25 protein-coding genes are annotated in these 23,342 nt (G+C 71.0%); 20 read left to right on the plus strand and 5 right to left on the minus strand.

What is annotated here, in order from left to right:
- Window positions 1-11: 11 nt before the first annotated feature.
- The 16 genes from ACWV17_RS15055 (at window position 12) to ACWV17_RS15130 (ending at window position 15,121) form a co-directional block, all read left to right on the plus strand.
- Window positions 12-677 (plus strand): antibiotic biosynthesis monooxygenase, encoded by a 666-nt coding sequence (locus tag ACWV17_RS15055; RefSeq protein WP_455360096.1) that lies wholly within the window; start codon window positions 12-14, stop codon window positions 675-677.
- 200 nt (window positions 678-877) lie between these two features.
- A complete protein-coding gene (locus tag ACWV17_RS15060; protein ID WP_455360097.1) occupies window positions 878-1,111 on the plus strand; it encodes an acyl-CoA carboxylase epsilon subunit in 234 nt (77 codons plus the stop codon).
- 77 nt (window positions 1,112-1,188) lie between these two features.
- Complete coding sequence (locus ACWV17_RS15065) at window positions 1,189-1,782, plus strand: NADPH-dependent FMN reductase (RefSeq protein WP_455354471.1); 594 nt, start codon at window positions 1,189-1,191, stop codon at window positions 1,780-1,782.
- Window positions 1,783-1,889: 107 nt separating this feature from the next.
- Window positions 1,890-2,834 (plus strand): hypothetical protein, encoded by a 945-nt coding sequence (locus ACWV17_RS15070; RefSeq protein ID WP_455360098.1) that lies wholly within the window; start codon window positions 1,890-1,892, stop codon window positions 2,832-2,834.
- Complete coding sequence (locus ACWV17_RS15075; protein WP_455360099.1) at window positions 2,834-3,511, plus strand: hypothetical protein; 678 nt, start codon at window positions 2,834-2,836, stop codon at window positions 3,509-3,511. The genes ACWV17_RS15070 and ACWV17_RS15075 overlap by 1 nt, the downstream gene beginning before the upstream one ends.
- A gap of 40 nt (window positions 3,512-3,551) precedes the next feature.
- Window positions 3,552-4,352, plus strand: a complete 801-nt coding sequence (locus ACWV17_RS15080; RefSeq protein WP_455360100.1) for a class I SAM-dependent methyltransferase — start codon at window positions 3,552-3,554, stop codon at window positions 4,350-4,352.
- 14 nt (window positions 4,353-4,366) lie between these two features.
- Window positions 4,367-5,581 carry an MFS transporter gene (locus ACWV17_RS15085; protein WP_455354475.1) on the plus strand — a complete coding sequence of 405 codons (1,215 nt, stop codon included), beginning with the start codon at window positions 4,367-4,369 and terminating at the stop codon, window positions 5,579-5,581.
- A 34-nt stretch (window positions 5,582-5,615) separates the two neighbouring features.
- Window positions 5,616-6,758 (plus strand): nucleotide disphospho-sugar-binding domain-containing protein, encoded by a 1,143-nt coding sequence (locus ACWV17_RS15090; protein ID WP_455360101.1) that lies wholly within the window; start codon window positions 5,616-5,618, stop codon window positions 6,756-6,758.
- Between the two features lie 72 nt (window positions 6,759-6,830).
- On the plus strand, window positions 6,831-7,979 hold the full coding sequence (locus tag ACWV17_RS15095) for a DegT/DnrJ/EryC1/StrS family aminotransferase (RefSeq protein WP_455360102.1): 1,149 nt from the start codon (window positions 6,831-6,833) through the stop codon (window positions 7,977-7,979).
- 55 nt (window positions 7,980-8,034) lie between these two features.
- Window positions 8,035-9,102 carry a glucose-1-phosphate thymidylyltransferase gene (locus ACWV17_RS15100; protein WP_455360103.1) on the plus strand — a complete coding sequence of 356 codons (1,068 nt, stop codon included), beginning with the start codon at window positions 8,035-8,037 and terminating at the stop codon, window positions 9,100-9,102.
- Complete coding sequence (gene rfbB, locus ACWV17_RS15105; RefSeq protein WP_455360104.1) at window positions 9,099-10,109, plus strand: dTDP-glucose 4,6-dehydratase; 1,011 nt, start codon at window positions 9,099-9,101, stop codon at window positions 10,107-10,109. The genes ACWV17_RS15100 and rfbB overlap by 4 nt, the downstream gene beginning before the upstream one ends.
- Window positions 10,106-11,410 (plus strand): lipopolysaccharide biosynthesis protein RfbH, encoded by a 1,305-nt coding sequence (rfbH, locus tag ACWV17_RS15110; RefSeq protein WP_455354480.1) that lies wholly within the window; start codon window positions 10,106-10,108, stop codon window positions 11,408-11,410. Before rfbB ends, rfbH begins: the two co-directional genes overlap by 4 nt.
- 58 nt (window positions 11,411-11,468) lie before the next feature.
- On the plus strand, window positions 11,469-12,878 hold the full coding sequence (locus tag ACWV17_RS15115; RefSeq protein WP_455360105.1) for an NDP-hexose 2,3-dehydratase family protein: 1,410 nt from the start codon (window positions 11,469-11,471) through the stop codon (window positions 12,876-12,878).
- A gap of 50 nt (window positions 12,879-12,928) precedes the next feature.
- Entirely contained in the window at window positions 12,929-13,834 is a 906-nt protein-coding gene (locus tag ACWV17_RS15120) for a Gfo/Idh/MocA family protein (protein ID WP_455360150.1), read from the plus strand.
- Window positions 13,835-13,903: 69 nt separating this feature from the next.
- Window positions 13,904-14,497, plus strand: coding sequence for an NADPH-dependent FMN reductase (locus tag ACWV17_RS15125; RefSeq protein ID WP_455360106.1), 594 nt, complete (start codon window positions 13,904-13,906; stop codon window positions 14,495-14,497).
- Between the two features lie 114 nt (window positions 14,498-14,611).
- The gene (locus ACWV17_RS15130; RefSeq protein WP_455360107.1) at window positions 14,612-15,121 is read left to right on the plus strand and encodes a nuclear transport factor 2 family protein; all 510 of its coding nucleotides are present in this window, start codon (window positions 14,612-14,614) and stop codon (window positions 15,119-15,121) included.
- Here the strand turns inward: ACWV17_RS15130 and ACWV17_RS15135 are convergent.
- Window positions 15,118-15,999: an SCO6745 family protein gene (locus ACWV17_RS15135; protein WP_455360108.1), complete on the minus strand. Its 882-nt coding sequence runs from the start codon at window positions 15,997-15,999 to the stop codon at window positions 15,118-15,120. The two genes, ACWV17_RS15130 and ACWV17_RS15135, sit on opposite strands and share 4 nt — an antisense overlap.
- Before the next feature lie 149 nt (window positions 16,000-16,148).
- Between ACWV17_RS15135 and ACWV17_RS15140 the strand changes: the two genes are divergently transcribed.
- A complete protein-coding gene (locus ACWV17_RS15140) occupies window positions 16,149-17,042 on the plus strand; it encodes an alpha/beta hydrolase (protein ID WP_455360109.1) in 894 nt (297 codons plus the stop codon).
- On the opposite strand, the gene soxR is transcribed toward ACWV17_RS15140, so the two are convergent.
- Window positions 17,029-17,484, minus strand: coding sequence for a redox-sensitive transcriptional activator SoxR (gene soxR / locus ACWV17_RS15145; RefSeq protein ID WP_455354487.1), 456 nt, complete (start codon window positions 17,482-17,484; stop codon window positions 17,029-17,031). The two genes, ACWV17_RS15140 and soxR, sit on opposite strands and share 14 nt — an antisense overlap.
- Before the next feature lie 52 nt (window positions 17,485-17,536).
- Here soxR and ACWV17_RS15150 point away from each other — a divergent pair, with 52 nt between their 5' ends.
- Together ACWV17_RS15150 and ACWV17_RS15155 are read left to right on the plus strand one after the other, a co-directional pair.
- Entirely contained in the window at window positions 17,537-18,172 is a 636-nt protein-coding gene (locus ACWV17_RS15150; protein WP_455360110.1) for a DsbA family oxidoreductase, read from the plus strand.
- A gap of 225 nt (window positions 18,173-18,397) precedes the next feature.
- On the plus strand, window positions 18,398-19,639 hold the full coding sequence (locus ACWV17_RS15155; protein ID WP_455360111.1) for an MFS transporter: 1,242 nt from the start codon (window positions 18,398-18,400) through the stop codon (window positions 19,637-19,639).
- A 110-nt stretch (window positions 19,640-19,749) separates the two neighbouring features.
- Here ACWV17_RS15155 and ACWV17_RS15160 read toward each other — a convergent pair whose 3' ends face one another.
- Entirely contained in the window at window positions 19,750-20,592 is an 843-nt protein-coding gene (locus tag ACWV17_RS15160) for an SDR family oxidoreductase (protein WP_455360112.1), read from the minus strand.
- 33 nt (window positions 20,593-20,625) lie between these two features.
- Entirely contained in the window at window positions 20,626-21,495 is an 870-nt protein-coding gene (locus tag ACWV17_RS15165; RefSeq protein WP_455360113.1) for a ScbA/BarX family gamma-butyrolactone biosynthesis protein, read from the minus strand.
- Between the two features lie 251 nt (window positions 21,496-21,746).
- Here ACWV17_RS15165 and ACWV17_RS15170 point away from each other — a divergent pair, with 251 nt between their 5' ends.
- Window positions 21,747-22,448 (plus strand): ScbR family autoregulator-binding transcription factor, encoded by a 702-nt coding sequence (locus ACWV17_RS15170; protein WP_455360114.1) that lies wholly within the window; start codon window positions 21,747-21,749, stop codon window positions 22,446-22,448.
- A gap of 59 nt (window positions 22,449-22,507) precedes the next feature.
- Here ACWV17_RS15170 and ACWV17_RS15175 read toward each other — a convergent pair whose 3' ends face one another.
- Window positions 22,508-23,272: an SDR family oxidoreductase gene (locus ACWV17_RS15175; protein WP_455354493.1), complete on the minus strand. Its 765-nt coding sequence runs from the start codon at window positions 23,270-23,272 to the stop codon at window positions 22,508-22,510.
- Window positions 23,273-23,342: the final 70 nt, after the last annotated feature.

Here is a 23,342-nt window from a genome sequence, read left to right on the forward strand (position 1 = left end):
GGAGTTGTTCCATGTCTTCAGAGCACGAGCCCGGCCCCGCACCGGAGGTCGGCTTCGTCACCTTCGGTGTGCTGCGGGTCGACGGCCCCGAAACGGCCGCCGCCCTGGTGGAGACCGTCACGGAGGAGGTGAGGGGATGGGTCCGGCACACGCCGGGTTTCATCTCCTCACGCGTCCATGTGAGCACGGACGGCACCACCGTCGTCAACCGCGGCGAGTGGACGAGTGAGGAGGCGTACCGGACGTCCTTCCAGGAGAGCCCCTCGGGAGGGGTGCTGCACGCCCTCGGCACCCGGCCCGGCGTGCTCGCGGCCACCGTCTTCAGCGGTACGCCGGCCACCCCGCTGGAGGGCCCGGAGGCGGCGGAACAGCCGGGGGTCGTGGTGGTGGCCACCCGTCATCTCAGCGGCCCTTCCGCGGCGGACACGGTCCTGGAGATGCTGGCCGGCAGCGGCGAGTGGAAGCGCCGGTTCCCCGGCTTCATCTCGGCCACGCCCTATGTGAACCGGGCGGGCACCACCTTCATCAACTATCCGATGTGGGTGAACGAGGTGGCCTATCAGGCGTGGATGGCCGACCCGCGGATCTCCGAGGGGCAGGAGCAGCTGGCCCGCCTCGAAGTCGCCCCGCCCGAGTACCTGTTGTGCACCGTGGCCGTCCAGGTCGACGCGTCCTGAGTCCGACGTCCTGCGTCTGACACGGATTTCACGTTTCTCTGACGTGACGGCAGGAATTTGTAGAAGTTCACCGAGATATGAACCGGTCTCTCTTGAAGTCGGCTTTCCGGTCGAAGAAGCTGGTCAATAGCTTCGACTGATGTGTCTCGACCGACGCGCCTCGACTGATGTGCATTGCCCGCTGTACCGGGGGGTCAGTAATGGAACCGAGAGAACCGGCCCACTTCATTCGCGTGGAGAAGGGCTCGCCGGACGCCGCGGAACTGGCCGCCCTCACGGCGGTCGTGCTCGCCCTGGCCGCCGCCGGCGCAGATCAGGACGGCGATTCGGACCGGAACGAGCGGCGCACGGCCGGTTGGCGCCGGCTTGACCGGCAGTCCGGATTTCGGGGTCCCCGCACCTGGCTCGAAAATCCTCCGGCCGCCGGGAAGTGATTTCCGGTGACCATCCCGCCGGGCGGCACATTCGGGCGCCCGGCCAGTATCGCGTTTCACGAATGGAAAGGTTCAGCATGCCCGACAACCCCGTCAAGCTCGCGGTAATCATTGGAAGCGTGCGCGGCGGCCGGTTCGGACCGACCGTCGCAAACTGGTTCGTCGAGCGGGCGAAGGAGCACGGCGACTTCACCGTCGACCTCATCGACCTGCTCGACTTCCCGCTGCCCGTGCAGATGCCGGCGTTCGGCGAGGAGCCCGACGCGCAGACCAAGGCGCTGACGGACCAGCTCTCCGCCCGTCTCCACGAGGCCGACGCCTTCGCGGTGGTCACCCCCGAGTACAACCACACCTTCCCCTCGTCGCTGAAGAACGCCATCGACTGGTTCTTCGACGAGTGGAGCACCAAGCCCGTGGGCCTGATCTCCTACGGCGGCATGGGCGGCGGCCTGCGGGCCTCCGAGCACCTGCGCCAGGTGTTCGCCGAGGTCCACGCCACGACCGTGCGCGACATGCTCAGCTTCCACAACGCCTGGCAGGCCTTCGAGGTGGACGGCCGGCCGGTCAGCCCCGAGGGCAGCGAGGACGCGGCCGCCAATCTGCTGCACCAGCTCGGCTGGTGGGCCGAGGCGCTGCGCGAGGCCCGCGCCAAGCGCCCGTACAAGCGCTGAACCCCTCGGGGGCCCGGGCGCCGGTTACGCATCGGCGCCCGGGGCTTCCTCCTGCGGGCCGCATGCCCCGACACCCCGAAGACGCTGCCATTCCTGGGAGTTCCCGTATGAAGAGGACACCGACCCTCGGCGCGCGGATCGGCACCGCGCTCGCCTCCCTCGTGTTCACCGCGACCGCCACACCGGCGATCGGCCACGCCGCCACCCCCGTGGCGGCCCCGCGGACCACCGCCGCGGCCCCGGCCCCGGCGGAGACCGCCGGCGTACGCACGCTGGACGTCAGGTCCACCGCGACCGCCCTGTACGCCCCCAGCGGCACCGCCCCCGGCACAGTGACGTTCCGCACCACGACCACGGACACGGCGTCGGGCTGGGTCGGCCTCGCCCGTCCCCGTGACGGTGTGACCTGGGAGCAGTTCCACGCCACCCTGATGAAGATCATCAATGCCAACGGCCCCGACATCATCGAGGGCAGCAGGGAGATGCTGACCACCGGCGAGCTGCTCGGCGGCACCGTCATCTACCCGGACCAGCCGGCCGCCTTCACCCAGAAGCTGACCCCCGGCCGCTACTTCCTGTTCGACTACAAGCACATCCGCGACACCGAGCCGCGTTACCGCACCCTCACCGTCGGCGGACCCGCGTACGGCACGGCCCCCGCGTACACGGCCGCCGTCACCGCCAAGCTGATCGACGGCGCGCCCCGCTACGAGGTCACCGGCACCGTCAAGGCGGGCCGGCCGCTGCTCTTCCGCAACCTCATGCCCACCGGGCAGCCCGCCGAGGCGATCTTCTTCCCGCTTCCCGACGGGGTGACGGAGGAGGAACTCGTCGCCTGGTTCGACAAGTTCGGCGACAGCGGCCAGTTCCCGGAGGACCCCGGTCCGCTCGGTGAGGGTCCCGGCGGCCTGCCGATGTCGTCGGGTGTCTCGTCGGTCCTCCAGCTGCCGCTTCAGCCGGGCCGGTACGTGATCATCGACTGGCTCAGCGACGCCCAGGACGGCCGGATGCTCCTCAAGAAGGGCCACTACGAGATCATCCAGGTGAGCTGATGACCTCGGCGAACCCGAACCCCCCGGTCCGCAAGGCCGGTTTCGCCACGTTCGGCGTGCTGCGGACCGACAGCCCCGAGACCGCCATCGCACTGGCCGGCCTGATCGCCGGCGAGGTGAACGCCTGGGTACGGCACGCGGACGGCTTCGTCTCCTCGCGCACCCACATCGCCCTCGACGGCACCTCCGTGGTGCACTGCGGCAGGTGGACCGACGCGCGCACGTACCGCACCTCGTTCACGGACCGGCCCGAGGGCCGCGTCCTGCACACCCTCGCGGACCGGCCCGGAGTCCACTCCGCCAGCGTGTTCCGCGGCACCCCGGCCGCAGGCCTGCGCGGCCCCGCAGCGGGCCGGAAGCCCGGACTCGTCGGATTCGCCGTCCGGCGCCTGAGCGGCCCCGAGGCCGCCCGTACCGTGCACGGACTGCTGACCGACAGCGGCGAGTGGAAGCGCGAGTCCGCCGGCTTCATCTCCGCGACGCCGTACATCGGCGAGGACGGCACCACCTTCGTCAACTGCCCGATGTGGGTGGACCGCAGCGCCTACGACACCTACATGAAGCACCCGAAGATCGCCGAGGGCCTGGAGGAGGTGGCCCGGCTCGAAGTCGCCCCTCCCGAGTTCCTGCTGTGCACCGTGGCCGCGGAGACCGAGGCACCCGGCAGTCACGGCTGAGCACGACGGCAGCCGCACGTCAGTACCGAAGGGGAGAGAGATGACGGACACCGCCTCGCCGCGGAGCCACAGCACCGGGTCCCTGACCAGGGGAAAGACATCCCCGCTCGACCAGGTGCGGTTGTTCGAGAAGAAGTACGACCCGGTGACCACCGCCATCGTCGAGGGACTGCCCCTCGAACGGTCCTGGCGGTGTCTGGAGATAGGCGCGGGCGGCGGCTCCATGGCGCGCCTGCTCGCGCGGCGTGCCGACCGGGGCACGGTCCTCGCCGTGGACGTCGAACCCGGCCGTATCGACGCCGGCCCGCACCCCAACCTGACGGTGCGACAGGCAGACATCCAGGAAGAGGACTTCGAGCCCGCCTCGTTCGACCTCATCCTCGCGCGGGCGGTGTTCGAGCACCTCGACAAGCCCGCGCACCTGCTGGAGCGCGTGGCCGGCTGGCTGGCCCCCGGCGGCTGGCTGGTCGTGGAGGACTTCTACTACCTGCCGCCCGAGGACGCCACCACCGACGTCAGCCGCACCCTCGTCGGGGGCTACCTCCGGCGCATGCGGGAGAACGGGGCCGATCTGTGGTGGGGGCGCCGGCTGCCCGCCACGCTCGCCCGCATCGGCCTCACCTCCGTCGCGTCCCGGATGACACCCGCCGGCCCCGGCCAGTCCGCCGTCGACGACGAACTGATCGCCCTGCGCATGCGTCAGGAGGGGCATGTGCTCGTCGACAACGGGGTGGTGACCGCCGACCAGCTCGCCGAGTTCGTCGGATCGCTCGGCGACCCGCGAGCGCGGGACATGACGACGCTGCTTGTCTCCGCCTGGGGGCAGCGCCCCACCGCATGAACCAGGAGTCACACATGAAAGCCGCCACGAGCGCCGGCCGCAGCGCCGTGCTCCCCATCCTTCTCCTCGCCTCGACCCTCACCGTCATGGCAGGGGCCGTCATCGCCCCCGTGCTCGAGGTCATCCGCAACGACCTCGGTCTCAGCGGTACGGCCGCCGGCATGATCCTCACCGCGCACGGACTGTCCATCGCGGTGGCCAGTCCGGTCGTCGGCTGGATGATCGACCGCTGGGGCGTCCGCGTCCCGCTGGCCGGCGGACTGCTGCTGTACGGAGTCGCCGGCGGCGCCGGGGTGTTCACCAGCTCCTACCCGGCGCTCATCGCCGGCCGTATCGCCTTCGGTGTGGGCGCCGCCGCCGTGTTCGCCGGCACCACGGTCGCCCTGCTCTCGTACTACGAGGGCGAGCGTCGCGACCGGGTCATGGGCTGGCGCTCCACGGCCATCAGTCTCGGCGGGGTCACCTGGCCGCTGCTGGCCGGGGCCATCGGCGGCTTCTCCTGGCACGCCCCCTTCGCGATCTACCTCATCGGCGTCCCGCTGGGCCTCGCCGGCCTGCTGATGCTGCCCGACACCGGTGGCACCGCCCCCACCGACGGCACCCCCAAGGGACGCATCCTCCCGCTGCTGGGCCGCCGCCCCGCGCTGCTCGGCTACTACGGACTGTTCGTCGCCGCCTCGGTGCTGCTCTACGGCCTGGCCGTGTTCGTCCCGTTCCGGCTCGCCGAGATCGGCATCGAGAAGCCGTTCCTCGTCGCCCTGATCAGCACCACCGCGTCCGTCACCATGAGCCTGATCGGCTTCGGCTACGCCAAGCTGCGCTCCTCCCTCGGCTACAGCACCCTGCTGCGGCTCTCGGCCGTGTCCTGGATGCTCGCCTTCGCCCTGATCGGTACGACCGGGCACGCCGCACTGGTCGTCGTCGGCACCGGGCTCTTCGGTCTGGGCATGGGCATCGTCATGCCGGCCGTGACGGTGCTGATCGGCGACACCGCGCCGGCCGCCCTGCGCGGCCAGGCCACCGCCCTGTCCGGCACCGCGTCCTTCGCCGGGCAGTTCGTCTCCCCGCTCATGCTGGGCCCGCTGGTCGACAGCACGTCCGTGCAGACCGGATTCCTGGCCTGCGCCGGACTGTCCACCGTGCTGCTCCTGGCCCTGCTGGCCACGCGCATCACCGATCCCGCCCCGTCCCCGGCGGTGAAGGACGAGCCGGAGCAGGCCGTCGCCTGACCCGCATCCCGCGGGGAGAGAAACGGAGAAACCCATGAAGTTCCTGTTCGTCCCGGGCGGGAGCCCGGCCACCGTCTTCGGCCTCGTCCCCCTCGCCCGGGCCCTGCGCGACGCCGGCCACGAGGTCCTGATGGCCTCGAACGAAGAGATGATGCCGGTGGTCACCGGCACCGGCATCCCGGGAATCGCGGTCACGCCGCACGACATCTGGCACTACATCACCAAGGACCGGGAGGGGAACCTCAAGGAGATACCCGAGGACCTGCCCCGGCAGGGCCCCTTCGTGGGCCGCTGGTTCGCGCAGATGGGCGCCGACGGACTCCCCGTACTCCTCGACATCACCCGGAGCTGGCGGCCGGACCTCGTCGTCGGGGGCTCCATGTCCTACGCCGCCCCGCTGCTCGCCGCCCATCTGGGCATCCCCTATGTGCGACAGGCCTGGGACACCGACGACTCCAACGCCCAGGACCGGGGCGCCGAGCTGGAACTGCGACCCGAGCTGGACGCCCTCGGCCTCGACCGGCTCCCCGAGCCGGACCTGCGCATCGAGATCTGCCCGCCCAGCCTCACTCCGCCCGAAGCACCTCCGGCCCAGCTCATGCGCTGGCTTCCCGGCAACCTCCAGCGCAGGCTGGAGCCCTGGATGTTCACCCGCGGCGACCGGCGCCGGGTGTGCGTCACCGCGGGAAGCCGCGCCAGCAAGGAGCGCACCTTCGACTTCCTGCGGGCGCTCGCGCAGAACATCGCCCCGCTGGACGTGGAGATCGTCATCCCCGCGCCCGAGGCCCTCGCCGCCGAACTGCGGTCCGTACTCCCGGGCGTGCGCACCGGCTGGATCCCGCTCGACATCCTCGCGCCGACCTGCGACCTCGTGGTGCACCACGCGGGCGGCGCCACCACCATGACCACCATGAACGCCGGCGTTCCGCAGCTGATCATCCCGGAAGCCGTCGTCTTCAACGCACCGGCACAGCGCATCGTCGACTACGGCGCCGCGCTCACCATGCAGCCGGCCGAGGCCACCCCGGAGCGGGTGGCCTCCGCCGTTGCCGAGCTGCTCGCCAACCCCTCCTACACCGAGCGCGCACGGGAACTCTCCCAGGAGATCGCCCGTCTGCCACTGCCGTCGGACATGGTCGGCCCGCTGGAGAAGCTCGCCGCGCAGCGCCGCGGCTGACCTCCCTCCCCACGCGCCGGTTCTTCCGCTCCCATCTCTTCAGGTCCCTTCAGGTCCATTCAGGAGACAGACGTGATCAATCTCTTCCAGCCACAGGTGGGCCCGGAGGAACTCGGCGCCGTCGCCGAGGTGTTCGACAGCCGCTGGCTCGGCCACGGGCCCCGTACCAAGGCGTTCGAGGCGGCCTTCGCGGAGCACATCGGCGTCGAGGCCGAGCAGGTCGTCTTCATCAACTCCGGTACGGCCGGCCTGTTCCTCGCCCTCGAAACGCTCGGCCTGGCCGAGGGCGACGAGGTCGTCCTGCCCTCGCTCAGCTTCGTCGCCGCCGCCAACGCCATCGGCTCGACCGGGGCCCGTGCCGTGTTCTGCGACGTCGACGCCCGGACGCTGAATCCGACGGCCGAGGACATCGAGCGCGCCCTCACGCCCCGGACCAAGGCCGTGATCGTGCTGCACTACGGCGGCTACCCCGGCGATGTCGTCCGTATCGCGGAGCTCTGCCGGGAACGGGGCATCGCCCTCGTCGAGGACGCCGCCTGCGCTCCCGCCTCCCGCGTCGGCGGCAAGGCCGTCGGCTCCTTCGGCGACCTCGCCATGTGGAGCTTCGACGCCATGAAGGTCATGGTGACCGGCGACGGCGGCATGCTGTACGTACGCGACCCGGAGGGCGCCGCCCGTGCCCGGCGCCTCGCCTACCACGGACTCGCCCAGCCCAGCGGATTCGGCTACGCCAAGGTCTCGCACCGCTGGTGGGAACTGGACGTACCGGAGATCGGCCGCCGCGTCATCGGCAACGACCTGACCGCCGCCATCGGCTCGGTCCAGCTGCGCCGCCTGCCCGGACTCGTCGCCCGCCGCCGGGAGATCGTCGAGCTGTACGACCGTGAGCTGGCCGGCTTCGACGGGGTGCGGACACCGCCGGCGCTGCCCGAGGGCCACGAGTCCAGCTACTACTTCTACTGGGTGCAGATGAGCCCGGAGATCCGCGACGAGGTCGCCTCCGAGCTGTACGCGGCCGGTATCTACACCACGTTCCGCTACGCCCCTCTGCACAAGGTTCCCGCCTACCACTGCGAGGACCAGGTGCTGCCGGAGTCCGACCGTGCCTCCGGCGAGACCCTGTGCCTGCCCCTCCACCCCGGACTCGACGACGAAGACGTCCGCACCGTGGCCGCCGCGCTGCGCAAGGCGGTCGACGCGCGACGCCAGGACCGGGACTAGCCCCGGCCGCCCACGAAGGCCACCGAACCATCACCACCCCCGAGGAGACATTCCCATGAAGGCTCTGGTGCTGTCGGGCGGGTCGGGTACCCGGCTCCGGCCGTTCAGCTACTCCATGCCCAAACAGCTCGTGCCCATCGCCAACAAGCCGGTGCTGGCGCACGTCCTGCAGAACATCAAGAACCTCGGCGTCACCGAGATCGGCGTGATCGTCGGCGACTGGGCGCCCGAGATCTCCGACGTCATGGGCTACGGCGCCCAGTGCGGCACCCAGGTCACCTACATCCGGCAGGACCGGCCGCTCGGCCTGGCCCACTGCGTCGAGATCGCCCAGGACTTCCTCGGCGACGACGACTTCGTGATGTACCTGGGCGACAACATGCTTCCCGACGGCATCACCGAGATCGCCGACGAGTTCCGGGCCGGCCGGCCGACCGCCCAGGTCGTCGTCCACAAGGTGGCCGACCCGCGCGCCTTCGGAGTCGTCGAACTCGACGCGGAAGGCAACGTCGAGCGTCTGGTGGAGAAGCCGCCGCAGCCGCGGAGCGACCTCGCGCTGATCGGCGTCTACTTCTTCACCTCGGCGATCCACCGGGCGGTCGCCTCGATCGAGCCCAGCGCCCGGGGCGAACTGGAGATCACCGACGCCATTCAGTGGCTGGTCAGCAACGGCGCCGACGTCCGGGCCAGCGAGTACAGCGGCTACTGGAAGGACACCGGCAACGTCGACGACGTACTGGAGTGCAACCAGCATCTGCTCTCCCGGCTGCACCCGGACATCGCCGGCGACGTCGACGCCGACAGCCGGGTCGACGACCAGGTCGTCATCGGGGCGGGCGCCCGTGTCGTCCGGTCCCGTATCGAGGGGCCGGTGATCATCGGCGAGAACACGGTGATCGAGGACAGCCACATCGGGCCGAACACCTCCATCGGCCGGGACTGCGTGGTGAATTCCAGCGCGGTGTCCGACTCCATCGTCCTGGACCGGGCGCGGATCTCCGGCGTCCACGGCCTGCGCAGTTCGCTCATCGGCCGCGACGCCACGGTCGGCACGGGCAGCCGGCGCGCGTCCCACCACCGTCTGGTGGTCGGCGACTTCACCCGGGTCGAGGTGGCGGCATGAGGATCCTGGTCACCGGCGGTGCCGGCTTCATCGGCTCGCACTTCGTGCGCACCCTCCTCGACGGCGGATACCCCGGCCACGAGCAGACCCGGGTGACCGTACTGGACAAGCTGACCTACGCCGGCAACCGTGACAACCTGCCCGGCGCCCATCCCCGGCTGGAGTTCGTACGGGGGGACGTCTGCGACCTCCCGCTGCTGCTGGACCTGCTCCCCGGCCACGACGCGGTCGTGCACTTCGCCGCCGAGTCCCACGTGGACCGCTCGGTGGAGTCCGCGGCCGAGTTCGTGAGGACGAACGTCGGCGGCACCCAGACCCTGCTCGACGCCTGTCTCACCACCGGCGTCGGCCGGGTCGTGCACGTCTCCACCGACGAGGTGTACGGCTCGATCGACGAGGGTTCCTGGACCGAGGAGTGGCCGCTGGCGCCGAACTCCCCGTACGCCGCGTCCAAGGCCGCGTCCGACCTGCTGGCCCGCTCCTACTGGCGGACGCACGGGCTGAACGTGTCCATCACCCGCTGCTCCAACAACTACGGCCCGTACCAGCACCCCGAGAAGCTGATCCCGCTGTTCGTCACCAATCTGCTGGAGGGCGTGCCGGTACCGCTGTACGGCGACGGCGGCAACATCCGCGAATGGCTGCACGTCGACGACCACTGCCGGGCCATCGCGCTCGTCCTGGCGGACGGCCGGGCCGGCGAGGTCTACAACATCGGCGGCGGCAACGAACGGACCAACCTCCACATCACCGAGCGACTGCTCGACCTGTGCGTCGCCGATCACTCCATGGTGCGCAGGGTCGCCGACCGCAAGGGCCACGACCTGCGCTACTCGCTCGACGAGACCAAGATCCGCGAGGAGCTCGGGTACGCGCCGCGCATCCCCTTCGAGCAGGGACTCGCCGACACCGTCGCCTGGTACCGCGACCACCCCGGCTGGTGGAAGCCCGTCAAGCACCGCAGCGACCACACCGACCGAGAGAACCGAGAAGGGAACCGGTCATGAGCGACCTCAAGGCCAAGGTCCTTGACGCGACCAGGGACTACCACCGGGAGAGCCGCGACGACAGGCCCTTCGTACCCGGAACCACCGAGATCTGGCCCGCGGGCGCGGTGCTGGAGGAGGAGGACCGGCTCGCCCTGGTCGAGGCCGCGCTGGAGATGCGGATCGCGGCCGGCCCCAGCTCGCGCCGGTTCGAGTCCCGCTTCGCCCGGCGCCTGGGGCGCCGCAAGGCGCACCTGACCAACTCCGGGTCCTCGGCGAACCTGCTCGCGATGACGGCGTTCACCTCGCACCTGCTGCAGGACCGCCGGCTGAAGCCCGGCGACGAGGTGATCACGGTGGCCGCGGGCTTCCCGACCACCGTCAACCCGATCCTGCAGAACGGGCTCGTCCCGGTCTTCGTCGATGTCGAGCTCGGCACCTACAACACCACCGCCGACCGCGTCGCGCAGGCCATCGGCCCGAAGACCCGGGCCATCATGATCGCCCACGCGCTCGGCAACCCGTTCGAGGTCGCCGAGATCGCCCAGCTCGCCGAGCAGCACGATCTCTTCCTCGTCGAGGACAACTGTGACGCCGTCGGCTCCACCTACGACGGCCGGCTCACCGGCACCTTCGGTGACATCACCACCGTCAGCTTCTATCCGGCCCACCACCTCGCGATGGGCGAGGGCGGCTGCGTACTGACCTCGAACCTGGCGCTCGCGCGCATCGTGGAGTCCTTGCGCGACTGGGGCCGCGACTGCTGGTGCGAGCCGGGCGAGAGCAACAAGTGCCTCAAGCGCTTCGACTACCAGATGGGCACCCTGCCCGCCGGCTACGACCACAAGTACATCTTCTCGCACGTCGGTTACAACCTGAAGGCGACCGACATCCAGGCCGCCCTGGGCCTGACCCAGCTCGACAAGCTCGACCGCTTCATCGACGACCGCAAGCGCAACTGGCGGCGGCTGCGGGAGGGGCTGGACGGACTGCCGCACCTGGTGCTGCCGGAGGCCACCCCGCGCAGCGACCCCAGCTGGTTCGGCTTCGCCCTGAGCGTGGACCCCGACGCGCCGTTCGCGCGGGCGGAGCTGGTGGACTTCCTGGAGAACCGCAAGATCGGCACGCGCAGGCTGTTCGCCGGCAATCTCACCCGCCACCCGGCCTACATCGACCAGCCCCACCGGGTGGTCGGCGACCTCACCAACAGCGACATCATCACCGAGCAGACCTTCTGGGTCGGGATCTACCCGGGTCTGACCGACGAGATGACCGACTACATCGCCTCCTCCGTGAAGGAGTTCGTGGCAGCCCGGGGCTGACCCGCCGCGACCGTCGCCTGTTCCGTCGCCTGTTCCCACCGATCCACAGGAGTACGTCATGCCGTCCCCCCTCGCCAGGCCCCCGGCAGCTCCGAGCCTGCTGCAGCCACGGGAGGACCCCACGGTGGCCGACCGGATCGCCCGGTCGGCCACCGTCGCCGTCGGTGCGCGGCTGCGCACCGAGGACTTCCCCGACTGGCTCGAAGGCCGCCGCAGGGCCCACCGGTTCGGCGTCCGCCGCATCCCGTTCGCCGAGCTGGACGGCTGGTCGTTCGAGGAGACCACCGGAAACCTGGTGCACCGCAGCGGCAGGTTCTTCTCCGTCGAGGGACTGCACGTCACCACCGGCCAGGGCCCGCACCGCGAGTGGTACCAGCCGATCATCAAGCAGCCCGAGGTCGGCATCCTCGGCATCCTCGTCAAGGAGTTCGACGGAGTCCTGCACTTCCTGATGCAGGCCAAGATGGAGCCCGGCAACCGCAATCTGCTCCAGCTCTCCCCCACCGTCCAGGCCACGCGCAGCAACTACACCAAGGTGCACCAGGGCGCCGATGTGAAGTACATCGAGTACTTCACCGAGCCGGGCCGCGGCCGGGTCCTCGCCGACGTCCTGCAGTCGGAGCACGGCTCCTGGTTCTTCCGCAAGAGCAACCGCAACATGCTCGTCGAGGCCGTCGGCGACGTGCCGGTCCACGACGACTTCTGCTGGCTCACCCTCGGCCAGATCGGCGAACTGCTGCATCGCGACAACGTCGTGAACATGGACGCCCGCACCGTGCTCGCCTGCGCGCCGTTCCCCGACGAGGAGGCCAGTGCCCTGTACTCGGACGCCGAACTGCTCTCCTGGTTCACCGCCGAGCGTTCCCGCCACGACGTGCACGCCGAGCGCGTCCCGCTGGCGGCCGTGCCCGGCTGGACACGCGGCGAGTCCACCATCGAGCACGAGGCGGGCCGGTACTTCGACGTCGTCGCCGTCGCCGTCGAGGCCGGCAGCCGCGAGGTCACCGGCTGGACCCAGCCGCTGTTCGAACCGCGCGGCCTCGGTGTCACCGCGTTCCTGACCCGGCGGATCGGCGGAGTGCCGCACGTCCTCGTGCACGCCCGGATCGAGGGAGGGTTCCTCGACACCGTCGAACTCGGCCCCACGGTCCAGTACACGCCCGGCAACTACGCCCATCTGAGTGGTGCGGACCGGCCGCCCTTCCTCGATCTGGTGCTCGCCGCCGACCCGGCGCGTATCCGGTACGAGGCCGTGCACTCGGAGGAGGGAGGCCGGTTCCTCAACGCCGAGAGCCGCTACCTCCTCATCGAGGCCGACGAGGAGCAGGCGCCCCTTGACCCGCCCGCCGGTTACCGCTGGGCCACCCCCGGCCAGCTGAGCACCCTCGTCCGCCACGGCCACTACCTCAATGTGCAGGCCCGCACCCTGCTCGCCTGCCTGAACGCGACGGCGGTGCACGGCCGGTGACCCCGGTACGCATCGGGGTCCTCGGCTGCGCCGACATCGCACGCCGCCGGATGCTCCCCGCCATGGCCGCCGCGGACGGCATCGAGATCGCGGCGGTCGCCGGCCGGGACGCGGCCAGGGCGCGGGAGCTGGCCGGGCAGTTCGGCGCCCGGCCGGTGCACGGCTACGCCGCGCTCCTCGACCGCGACGATGTCGACGCCGTGTACGTACCGCTGCCGGCCGCCCTGCACGAGGAGTGGACCGAGGCCGCCCTTCGCGCGGGGAAGCATGTCCTCGCCGAGAAGCCGCTCACCACCGGCCCGGCGGGCACCGGCCGGCTCATGACGCTGGCCGAGCGGTCGGGGCGGGTCCTGATGGAGAACGTGATGTTCGTCCATCACCCGCAGCACGCCGCCGTCGGCAAGCTCGTCGCGGACGGCGCGATCGGCGAAGTGCGCGCCTTCCAGGCGGCGTTCGCGGTCCCCGCGCTGCCCGGGGACAACATCCGGTACCGCGCCGACCTCGGTGGCGGGGCCCTGTGGGACACCGGCGTCTACCCGGTCCGGGCGGCGCTGCACCACCTGGGCGACAGCCTGCGCGTGGTGGGGGCCACCCTCACGGCCGGGCCGGGCCGGACGGTCGACACGGCGGGTGCGGCACTGCTGCGCACGGCGGAGGGGGTGAGCGCCCAGCTCGTCTTCGGGCTGGACCACGCCTACCGGTCCTCGTACGAGATCTGGGGCAGCGAGGGGCGCATCACGGTCGGCCGGGCCTTCACCCCGCCGGCCGGTCAGACGCCCGACGTCCTGCTGGAGCGGCGTTCCGGCACCAGCCGGATCCCGCTGCCCGCCGCCGATCAGGTGGCGCGCACAGTCTCCGCGTTCGCGGACGCGGTCCGCACCGGCGGGAAGCCCGACCCGGTGTGCCTGCGCCAGGCCGAGCTGCTGCACGACATGCGCGAGCATGCCGCGGCTTGACTTGAACCAAGGTTTAAGTTGTTGGCTTGCCTCACAGGCCACTCCGCACCACATCCTTGGGAGCACTCCATGTCCGCAGACAGCGTCCGCGTCGCAGTGATCGTCGGCAGCGTCCGGGAGGGTCGCTTCGGCCCGGTCGTCTCGAACTGGTTCGTCGAGCGGGCCACCGAACACGGCGGTTTCGAGGTCGACGTCGTCGACCTCGCCGAGGCGGCCCTGCCGGTGGTCCTCCCGTCGTTCGGCAGCGAACCGTCGAGGGAAGCGGCCGCCGCGGTAGGGGCCGTCACCACCCGGCTGACGGCCGCGGACGCCTTCGTCGTGGTCACGCCCGAGTACAACCACAGCTACCCCGCATCGCTCAAGAACGTGATCGACTGGCACGACGAGGAGTTCCACGCCAAGCCGGTCGCCTTCGTCTCCTACGGCGGCATGTCCGGCGGGCTGCGGGCGGTGGAACACCTGCGCCCGGTCTTCGCCGAGCTGCACGCGGTCACCATCCGCAACACGATCAGCTTCCACAACGCCGGCGCCCAGTTCGACGCGGACGGCCGGCCCAAGGATCCCGAGATGGTCGACGCCGCGGCCAAGACCCTGCTCGATCAGCTGGACTGGTGGGCCCGGAGCCTGAACGAGGCACGGGACAAGCGCCCGTACAAGGTCTGACCCGGCTTTCACCGGAACCACACCGGCCGTCACGGCCGTCACGCTGCCCGGCTCGCCACCCGCGAGCCGGGCAGCGTGCTGTTTCCACCACGCCCACAGGAGTGAACCGACGCCATGTCTTCGACCGATGACGAGATCGCAGCCCTGCGCGACCGGCTCAGGACGCTGACCGACCGCGCCGAGATCAGGGACCTGTTCGACCGGTACGTCGTCTCGCTCGACCTGATCGGTGAGCGGGACTACGCCGACGACTACGACGACGACTGGTTCCGTACCGTCTTCACCGAGGACGCCCGGTTCGTCTTCCCCATCGGTGACCACAAGGGAGTCGAGGGCTTCGCGGCGTTCCAGCGGGAGGCCAGGGCGCGCTGGGCGCGTACCCACCACATCACCGCCAACCACGTCGTCGACGTCGACGGCGACCGGGCCGTGATCCGTGCCCATCAGTTCGCCACCCATGTGCACCCGGGCTCCCCGGCCCTCGGCTCCCACTTCGACGTCGGCGGGTCCTACCAGCTGCGGGCGGTGCGCACCGGCGAGGGCTGGCGGTTCGACGACGTGACCTTCCACGTCGTATGGGCCACCGGCGAGCCGCTGCCGTCGATGGCCCATGTGACGTACTAGGCCCTGTCCGGGGACTGAACGTTCAGCTCCGCCGGGAAGGCACCCGCGGCCGCGGCCGTCGCGGTGAACGAGCCGACCAGCTCCGTGAGCCGGGCGACACCCGCCGCGCCCAGGTGCTCGTAGGGGGCGCTGTCGAGCCGGTCCGTCTCCTCCTCCAGCCGCTCGCGCGCCAGCACACCCTGCGGCGTCAGCCGGCCGTCGGCGTCCATCAGACCACGGGCCCGCAGTCGCCCCTCGGCTGCGGCCCAGTCCTCCGCGGTCCAGCCGTGCCGCTCCATGACGAACTCCTTCGGGAGCCCGTCGCTGCCGGCGGAGTGGGAAACGAGCGCGTCGAGTCCCACGATCCCGGCCGTGGTCAGCGCCGTGACATGCCCGTCGCCGCGGTACTCGCGCAGCAGCGTCGCCGCGTGCCACAGCGCGAGGTGCGGCGCGTCCGGGACGGGGTGGTCCGCGTGCGCCGCGTACATCGGCCGGCCGCGCGGTACGCACGCCTGGAGGGCCCGTACGGCCAGTCCCGCGGCCTCGGTCATCTCCGGCGAGCCGAGCGCAGCCTCCCCGAGGTACCGGCGCAGTACGGCATCGGCGGCCCGCAGCCGCAGAGCGACCACGGCGTCCGGCGCCACCAGGGTCCACAGCCGCGGCAGATGACGGGCGATCAGTTCGTACTTGAGCCCGTTGAACGCGGCGGCGACCGGACCGGCGCCGACCGCTCCCCACGGGGCGGCCCGGCCCGCGAGATACACCGCCATCGGGTCGTCGACGCCGTGCGCGGCGAGTTCCTCCCCGAGGTCCGGGGCGAAGTAGATCGTCGCGTGCAGCGAATTGAGCTCGTCCAGGCAGCGCCGGCCTGCGCCCTGGGGCAGTGGGGTCACGTCCATGCCCGCGACGCTACTGACGGCGATGTCAGGGGCGTCAGGGGAGTTCTCACAAGAATGTCGAGATGAATGTCCGCAGCACGTCAACCCGCCCACGGGGCCGAGAGCCCTGCCGCACAAGGGCCTTCGCCGCCCGGGGAGCGACTGATCGCATGACCGAGTTGCCGCGTACTAAACCTCCACGGGTGCGTGAGATCACCCTCGACGCGGACGGCATCCCGCTGTCCGGACTGCTCGCCGAGCCTCTGCACGGCCCGCCCCGGGCCGTGGTCGTCGCCGTGCACGGCGGCGGCATGCGCGCCGGCTACTTCGACAGCCGGGCCCGCCCCGGACTGTCGCTGCTGGAACTCGGGGCCGAACTCGGCTACACCGTGCTGGCCGTCGACCGGCCCGGCTACGGGCGGTCCGCCGCCCAGGTGCCGGCCGGCCAGGTGCTCGCCGAGCAGTCCGTCACCCTGCACGCCGCTCTGGCCGACTTCGCCCGCCGTCACCCGCTCGGGGCGGGATACTTCCTGGTGGCTCACTCCAACGGCGGCAAGCTCGCCCTCGCGGCCGCGGCCGACGAGGGCGGCGACACCCTGCTGGGGCTGGACATCTCCGGCCTCGGCCTCGCCTACGCGGTGGACCTGCCGCAGCTTCCCGGCGCGAACATCCGCGGGGAGTGGCGTCGGCACTGGGGCGCGCTGCGGCTCTACCCGCCGGGCGCCTTCCAGCAGGGCCGCTCGCTCGTCGCGCCCGTTCCCGCGCGGGAGGCCGCCGAACTGCCGCTGTGGCCCGAGCTGTATCCCGGCATCGCGGCCCGGGTCCGCGTACCGGTCCGCTTCACCTTCGCGGAGCAGGAGCAGTGGTGGCGCCAGGACGACGAGGCGCTGGACGCCCTGGTCGGGCTGCTGGCCGCGCCGAAGGTGACGATCGCCCGGCAGCCGGACGCCGGACACAACATCAGTCTCGGCTGGGCGGCCCGTACGTACCACTTCCGGGCCATGGCGTTCCTGGAGGAGTGCCTGCTGGCGCGCGACGCCGCCGTTCCCGTCAGGACTCCATGAGCCGCCGCGCTCCGGGGCCCTCCTCGCCGAGTACATCGTCGGGATTGGCCAGTGCGCACTTGCTGATGGACATGCAGCCGCAGCCGATGCACTCGCTGAGCTGGCTCCGCAGACGTTCGAGCTGCCGGATGCGTGCGTCGAGGTCGGCGTGCCAGTGCTGGGAGATACAGGCCCAGTCCTCCCGGGTCGGAGTGCGGTCCTCGGGCAGCAGCCCGAGGGCGTGACGCACGGTCGCGAGCGGGATGCCGACGGCCTGCGAGGCCCGGACGAACGCGACACGGCGCAGGGTGTCACGGGTGTAGCGGCGCTGGTTCCCGGTGGTGCGGCGGCTGCTGATGAGCCCCTCGCGCTCGTAGAAGCGCAGCGCGGAGGCCGGTACTCCGCTGCGTGCGGACAGTTCTCCGACCGTGAGTTCCGCGACCGCGGACGGCGTCTCAGACATACCGGCCACACTAGCTTGACTTAAACCTCTGTTTAAGTCGGAGAGTTGACTCATGGAACTGAACACACGCACTCCGCGCACCGTCGAGTTCGTTCTCGACCTCATCTGCGTCCACTCCTACATCGCCTTCACCCGCTTCTCCCGGGCGGTCGCGCGCTACCGCGACGCGGGAGGCGTGGTCGACGTCGTCTTCCGCCCCTTCCAGATCGCCCCCGACGCACCCGCGTCCGGCCGGCCGCTGTTCGAGGTACACAAGGCGGCCTTCGGCGAGCAGCAGGCCCGCGCGATCGCGCAGGACACCTCCTTCGGCGCCGAGGACGGGGTGCGGGTGGACTTCGAGCGGGCCGTGCACACCAACACCTTCGAGGCACACCGGCTGCTCGCCACCGCCACGGCCCTGGGCGCCGGTGAGGCGATGGCGGAGCGCCTCTTCCGCGCCTACATGAGCGAGGGCCTGAACATCGGCGACGCCGGCACCCTCGCTCGGCTGGCCGCCGAGGTCGGAGTCGAGCCGAGCGCGGACGGTACGGCGGAACTGACCGCGGAACTGGACCGGATGCGCCGACTCGGCATCACGTCGGTGCCTCTCCTCCTGTTCGACAACGGAACGGCCCTCTCCGGCTCCCAGCCGGAGGCCGTCTACCTCAAGACACTCGCCACGCCGCCCGTCCCGGCCTCCCGAGGCTGACCTTCCGAGCCGGCCTCCCCGGCAGCAGTCCGCATCCGGATCAAGCGGGTGTGCCCGAACGCGGGCACACCCGCTTCCGCTTTCCGTACCGAAAGGCCGATACCGATGACACACGCCACGCTCGACCGTGGCATCGACTGAAACAGGACATCCGGCGCGCGAGGGGAACGACATGGCCAGGCACGACGACCGGCGGACGGCCGGCCGGTGAACACGTTCAAGCGGATGTTCGAAGCTCTGACGGTCCGCAACTTCCGGCTTTTCGCCGTGGGCCAGCTGCTGTCCGTGACGTGCACGTGGATGATGTTCATCGCGCAGGACTGGATGGTGCTCTCCCTGTCCGGGGACTCCGCGACCGCGCTCGGCCTGGTGACCGCGCTGCAGTTCACCCCGATGCTGCTGCTCACCCTGCACGGCGGACGGCTGGCGGACCGTTACGACAAACGAGTGCTCCTCATCGGGGCCAATCTCGCCTCCGGAGTCCTCTCCCTGCTGCTGGCCGTGATCGTCCTCACCGGTGCCGTGCAGCTGTGGCACCTCTATCTGTTCGCCGCCGGGCTGGGCACCGTCAACGCCGTGGAGGCCCCCACCCGGATGGCGTTCGTCAGCGAGATGGTGGGCTCCGAGCTGCTGCCGAACGCCTCCGCGCTCAGTGCCGCGTACTTCAACGCCGCGCGGGTCGTCGGCCCCGCCGTGGCCGGAGTCCTCATCAGCCGGTTCGACACCGGGCCGGTGATCCTGCTCAACGCATTCAGCTACGCGGCCAGTGTCGTCGCGCTGCTCCTGATGAATCCCGGCGCACTGCACCGCGCGTCCGAACGCCCCGGCCGTACCGGCGTACTGGACGGGCTGCGCTATCTGCGGAGCCGGTCCGATCTGCTGCTGCCCATCTGCCTGGTCGGAGTCGTCGGCATGTTCGGCTTCAACTTCCAGCTGACGCTGCCCCTGCTGGCGAAGACGGTGTTCCACGCCGACGCGTCCGCGTTCGGCCTGCTGGCCAGCGCGCTCGCCGCGGGATCGCTGCTCGCGGCCTTCGCCACCACGGCCCGCCGGTCGCGGCCGTCCGCCGCCCTCGTCATCGCGGCCGCCCTCGCGTTCGGGGTGCTGGAGACCGTCTCCGGTCTGGCCCCGACGTTCAGCGTCGCGCTGGTCCTTCTGGCCGGCACCGGCTTCGCGTCGATCTACTTCGCGCAGGCGGCGAACCACCGGATTCAGCTCGGGACCGATCCGGCGTACCGGGGCCGGGTCATGGCCCTGTACACGGTGATCCTGCAGGGCTCCACCCCGGCCGGAGCAATGATCATCGGCTGGCTGGGCGAACGCTGGGGCGCCCGCTCCGGGCTCTACGTCGGAGGCCTGGTCACCGTGGCCGCGGCGCTGGCGGCGCTGACCTGGCACCTCCGCCGGCCGGACGGCCGGGAGCCGTCCGCCGAGGACGCGAAGCGGTCAGCTGCCCGCATCCATTGAAAACCGCCAGCACGGTTTTCTACTGTCCCCCGGCACCGGCACCGGCACCGGCACCGGCACCCGCGTCGACGTCCACGTCCCGCTGCGCCCGCGGCCATCGCACGCCCCGGTCAGGCGAACGCCTCCGCGTGATCCGCCGCCCAGGTGCGGAACGGCCTGGCCGGCCGGCCGGTCACCTCCGCGACCGTCGGTACCACCCCCGCCTTCGCACCCGCCCGTTGCCGCTCCGCGCTCTCGAGGAACGCCTCGGCCACGGGCCGCGGGTACCGCCCCAGCAGCTGGGCAAGCGCCCGGTCGGGACCCAGTTCCTCGAAGCTCAGGGGCCGTCCGAGCACCTCGGAGAGCTGAGCCGTCTGCTGCTGCGCGCTGATCGCCTCCGGACCGGACAGGGCGTACGCCTTCCCCTCGTGCCCCGGTTCGGTGAGCACCCTGACGGCGACCTCCGCGATGTCACGCGGGTCGACGCAGGCGACGGGCGACGTTCCGTACAGCGCGCGTACGACGCCGTCGGAGCGGATGCCCGGCGCCCAGGACAGCGCGTTGGACATGAAGGTCCTGGCGCGCAGGAACGTCCAGGGCGGACCGCATTCCCTGAGGGCCCGCTCGTTCTCACGCTGGAGCCGGGTGATGAAGTCGTCCGCACCCGGCTCCTCCACGGCCATCATCGACAGCTTCACCAGATGCCGGACGCCGGCTGCCTTCGCGGCCGTCGCGAAACGCTCGTCGTCCGGCTCGGTGGGGCTGTTGGTCACCAGGAAGGCGGCCCCGACTCCCCGCAGTGCCAGGTCGAGGGAGGGGCGGTCCCCGTACTCCCCCGCGACGACGTCGACCTCGGGGCCGCTCACGCGCACCCGCTCGGGCCGCCGGGCCAGGATGCGTACGGGCCCGGCGCCGGCCAGCAGGCCCGCGACCTCGCGGCCCACGGCCCCGGTCGCACCGGTCACAAGGATCATGGAGTCCCCCTCCTCGGAAGACAGGCTCCGCGCTCAGCCGGTGAGAGCGGGGCCCGACAGGGTGGTGTCGAAGACCAGGTTGCCGTCCTGATGGCCGGCGACCCGCACCGTCGTCATGCCCGGCGCCACGCCCGGCAGGACGGTGGCCTGGATGCGGCAGGGGCTGTTGAACTCCGCGTACCGGTGGAAGCGCGTGCCGCCGACGGACGGGACGAACGGAGCGGGCCCGGTCACCAGGCAGGCGGCCTGCCTGGCCGCTTCGAGCAGGAGCATCCCCGGCACATGGTCGTTGGGGCGCTGGAAGAGGGTCGAGTGGCGGGTGTCCACCCGCAGTTGCCACACGTTCTCCTGCGGGGTCTCCGACAGGACGACGTCCTCGGCGCGGCCGCGGCCCGCGCCGGCCGGGGAGACGGGCGCCGTCACGGGTATGGAGGTGCCGGGGAAGGCGAACTCGCCGCGCATCCGCCGGTACACCTGCGGGCTGGTGAACCTCGTCGTTCCGGTGCCCGTCGCGACGAGCCGCCCGGCGCGCCGTACGGCCCAGTCGACCTGGCCCTGTACGGGCTGTCCGCCGCGCCACTTGAGCTGGGAGCAGGCCACCTCGACGTCGACCTCCGTCGGCGCGCCCCCCACGCCGAGGTGCTCCAGATGACACGTGTAGTCGAGGTTGGCCATCAGGAAGTGGTAGCCGACGGGGACCTCGTACCCCGCGTGGAAGGCCAGCATCGCGGCCTGGCGCATGGTCTCGGCGACCAGGAGCGGATCGTGCCGATCCCCGTGCACCGGTGCGAAGAACGGATGGTCGTGCGGGAGCACCGCGGCGACGGAGAATCGGTCGTCGCCCATGGGTATCCAGCTCCGCGGAAAGGCGTCCTCGGCTTTGGTCCGGTGGACCAGCTCCATCGGAACCGGATGTGCGGTTTGTGAAGACGTGTTGGCGATGGGCGCGAAATGGGTCAAAACTGCTGCTTCGGGCATAACTCCCCCCCAGGGGTCATGTGATGGCGAGCTGTTCCTGTTCCTGTGCTGCGCGCACACTGGTAAGATACAGACTGAGCGGTTTTTTTTCTATCCCCTATTGAGGGCGGACTCGCACAGTCGTCCGCCCGACAGCTCGACGACGCAGTCGGGCACGGCGCAATGAAGGAGGCAGGATGGCCATGCAGAGCCGGGCGATCCGCACTCGTCGGACGATCCTGACGGCAGCGGCCCAGGTCTTCGAGAAGCAGGGCTACCAGGCGGCCACCATCACGGAGATCCTCAAGGTGGCGGGGGTGACCAAGGGCGCCCTGTACTTCCACTTCCAGTCCAAGGAAGAACTGGCGCTGGGGGTGTTCGACGCCCAGGAGCCACCGCAGGCGGTCGCGGCCCAGCCCCTCAAGCTCCAGGAGCTGGTGGACATGGGCATGGTGTTCAGCCACCGGCTGCGCACCAGCCTGCTGGCTCGCGCCGGCGTCCGTCTGTCCATGGACCAGCAGGCGCAGGGCCTCGACCGCAGCGGCCCGTTCCTGCGGTGGAAGGAGACGACCCTGGACCTGCTGAACCAGGCCAAGGACAACGGAGAGCTGCTGCCGCACGTGGTTCCGGCCGAGTCGGCCGATCTGTATGTGAGCGCGTTCGCGGGAGTCCAGGTGGTGTCCCAGACGCTCAGCGAATACCAGGATCTGGAGTGTCGCTACGCCTCACTTCAGAGGCACATCCTGCCCAGCATCGCGGTCCCGTCCGTGCTGGCCGCACTGGACCTCTCCCTCGACCGGGGAGCCCGGCTCTCGGCCGAACTCACCCCCGAGGCCGGGCTGACCTCCGAGGCAGGGCTGAGCCCTGAGGCCGAGCTCAGCCCGGAGCCGGAGGAGTGACCGTGAGGTGACCCGTTGCCCGCGCAGGGCACCCGCGCCCTGCGCGCACCGGTCCGCCGTCAGAGCTGCGTACCACCCGTGGCGTCGATGTACTGACCGGTGATCCAGCGCGAGTCGTCGGAGGCGAGGAAGGCCACGATGTCCGCGATGTCGGCCGGCTGCCCGGTCCGGCCGAAGACGGAGTACGCGGCCAGGGCCGCCGCCGCTTCGGGCGTCTCGCGCCGCCGGGCGTTCATGTCGGTCTCCACGAAGCCGGGCGCCACCGCGTTCACTGTGATCCCCCGGCCGCCCAGCTCCTTGGCGAGGGCCAGGGTGAGGGTGTCCACGGCGCCCTTGGTCATCGCGTACGTGACGGACTCCGGGAACGCGTGCCGGGTGGCGGCCGACGAGATGTTGATGATCCGTCCGCCGTCACGCATCCGCTTCAGCCCCTGCTGGATGAGGAACAGGGGCGCCTTGACGTTGATGGCGAAGAGCCGGTCGAACACCTCCGGCGTGGCCTCGTCGATCCGCCCGGAGCCGCTGGCGCCGGCGTTGTTGACCACGATGTCGAGCACGGGCGGCTCCCCCTCGGCCGCCATGCCCGCGTCGAACGCCGCGTAGAGCGCCGCCGCGTCGCCCGGCACCCCGAGCTCGGCTCCGACGGTGAAGGCCCTTCCCCCGTCCTTCCTGATCAGCTCGACGACCTCCCGCGCGGCCGGTCCGCTCGCGCCGTAGTGGACGGCGACCAGGGCGCCGTCCCGCGCCAGCCGCCGGGCGATCCCCCGCCCTATGCCGCGGCTCCCCCCGGTGACCAGGGCGGTCTTCCCCTCAAGTGCACGCATACATGGCCCCCGCACATGCGTATCGGCCCGGCGGTCCGCCAGGCCGTTCGATTCGGCGGGGCCAACGATA

It is taken from the genome of Streptomyces mabaensis (assembly GCF_053763515.1).

Bases quoted from the DNA above. Each gene is read 5' to 3' on its own strand.
- ACWV17_RS15090 (WP_455360101.1), top strand. From the start codon at position 5,616: ATGAAGTTCCTGTTCGTCCCGGGCGGGAGCCCGGCCACCGTCTTCGGC.
- ACWV17_RS15100 (WP_455360103.1), top strand. From the start codon at position 8,035: ATGAAGGCTCTGGTGCTGTCGGGCGGGTCGGGTACCCGGCTCCGGCCG.
- ACWV17_RS15055 (WP_455360096.1), top strand. From the start codon at position 12: ATGTCTTCAGAGCACGAGCCCGGCCCCGCACCGGAGGTCGGCTTCGTC.
- ACWV17_RS15150 (WP_455360110.1), top strand. From the start codon at position 17,537: ATGGAACTGAACACACGCACTCCGCGCACCGTCGAGTTCGTTCTCGAC.
- ACWV17_RS15060 (WP_455360097.1), top strand. From the start codon at position 878: ATGGAACCGAGAGAACCGGCCCACTTCATTCGCGTGGAGAAGGGCTCG.
- ACWV17_RS15115 (WP_455360105.1), top strand. From the start codon at position 11,469: ATGCCGTCCCCCCTCGCCAGGCCCCCGGCAGCTCCGAGCCTGCTGCAG.
- soxR (WP_455354487.1), bottom strand. From the start codon at position 17,484: ATGTCTGAGACGCCGTCCGCGGTCGCGGAACTCACGGTCGGAGAACTG.
- ACWV17_RS15130 (WP_455360107.1), top strand. From the start codon at position 14,612: ATGTCTTCGACCGATGACGAGATCGCAGCCCTGCGCGACCGGCTCAGG.
- ACWV17_RS15175 (WP_455354493.1), bottom strand. From the start codon at position 23,272: ATGCGTGCACTTGAGGGGAAGACCGCCCTGGTCACCGGGGGGAGCCGC.
- rfbB (WP_455360104.1), top strand. From the start codon at position 9,099: ATGAGGATCCTGGTCACCGGCGGTGCCGGCTTCATCGGCTCGCACTTC.
- ACWV17_RS15075 (WP_455360099.1), top strand. From the start codon at position 2,834: ATGACCTCGGCGAACCCGAACCCCCCGGTCCGCAAGGCCGGTTTCGCC.
- ACWV17_RS15155 (WP_455360111.1), top strand. From the start codon at position 18,398: ATGTTCGAAGCTCTGACGGTCCGCAACTTCCGGCTTTTCGCCGTGGGC.
- ACWV17_RS15135 (WP_455360108.1), bottom strand. From the start codon at position 15,999: ATGGACGTGACCCCACTGCCCCAGGGCGCAGGCCGGCGCTGCCTGGAC.
- ACWV17_RS15065 (WP_455354471.1), top strand. From the start codon at position 1,189: ATGCCCGACAACCCCGTCAAGCTCGCGGTAATCATTGGAAGCGTGCGC.
- ACWV17_RS15120 (WP_455360150.1), top strand. From the start codon at position 12,929: ATGCTCCCCGCCATGGCCGCCGCGGACGGCATCGAGATCGCGGCGGTC.
- ACWV17_RS15070 (WP_455360098.1), top strand. From the start codon at position 1,890: ATGAAGAGGACACCGACCCTCGGCGCGCGGATCGGCACCGCGCTCGCC.
- ACWV17_RS15085 (WP_455354475.1), top strand. From the start codon at position 4,367: ATGAAAGCCGCCACGAGCGCCGGCCGCAGCGCCGTGCTCCCCATCCTT.
- ACWV17_RS15140 (WP_455360109.1), top strand. From the start codon at position 16,149: ATGACCGAGTTGCCGCGTACTAAACCTCCACGGGTGCGTGAGATCACC.
- rfbH (WP_455354480.1), top strand. From the start codon at position 10,106: ATGAGCGACCTCAAGGCCAAGGTCCTTGACGCGACCAGGGACTACCAC.
- ACWV17_RS15125 (WP_455360106.1), top strand. From the start codon at position 13,904: ATGTCCGCAGACAGCGTCCGCGTCGCAGTGATCGTCGGCAGCGTCCGG.
- ACWV17_RS15080 (WP_455360100.1), top strand. From the start codon at position 3,552: ATGACGGACACCGCCTCGCCGCGGAGCCACAGCACCGGGTCCCTGACC.
- ACWV17_RS15165 (WP_455360113.1), bottom strand. From the start codon at position 21,495: ATGGAGCTGGTCCACCGGACCAAAGCCGAGGACGCCTTTCCGCGGAGC.
- ACWV17_RS15160 (WP_455360112.1), bottom strand. From the start codon at position 20,592: ATGATCCTTGTGACCGGTGCGACCGGGGCCGTGGGCCGCGAGGTCGCG.
- ACWV17_RS15170 (WP_455360114.1), top strand. From the start codon at position 21,747: ATGGCCATGCAGAGCCGGGCGATCCGCACTCGTCGGACGATCCTGACG.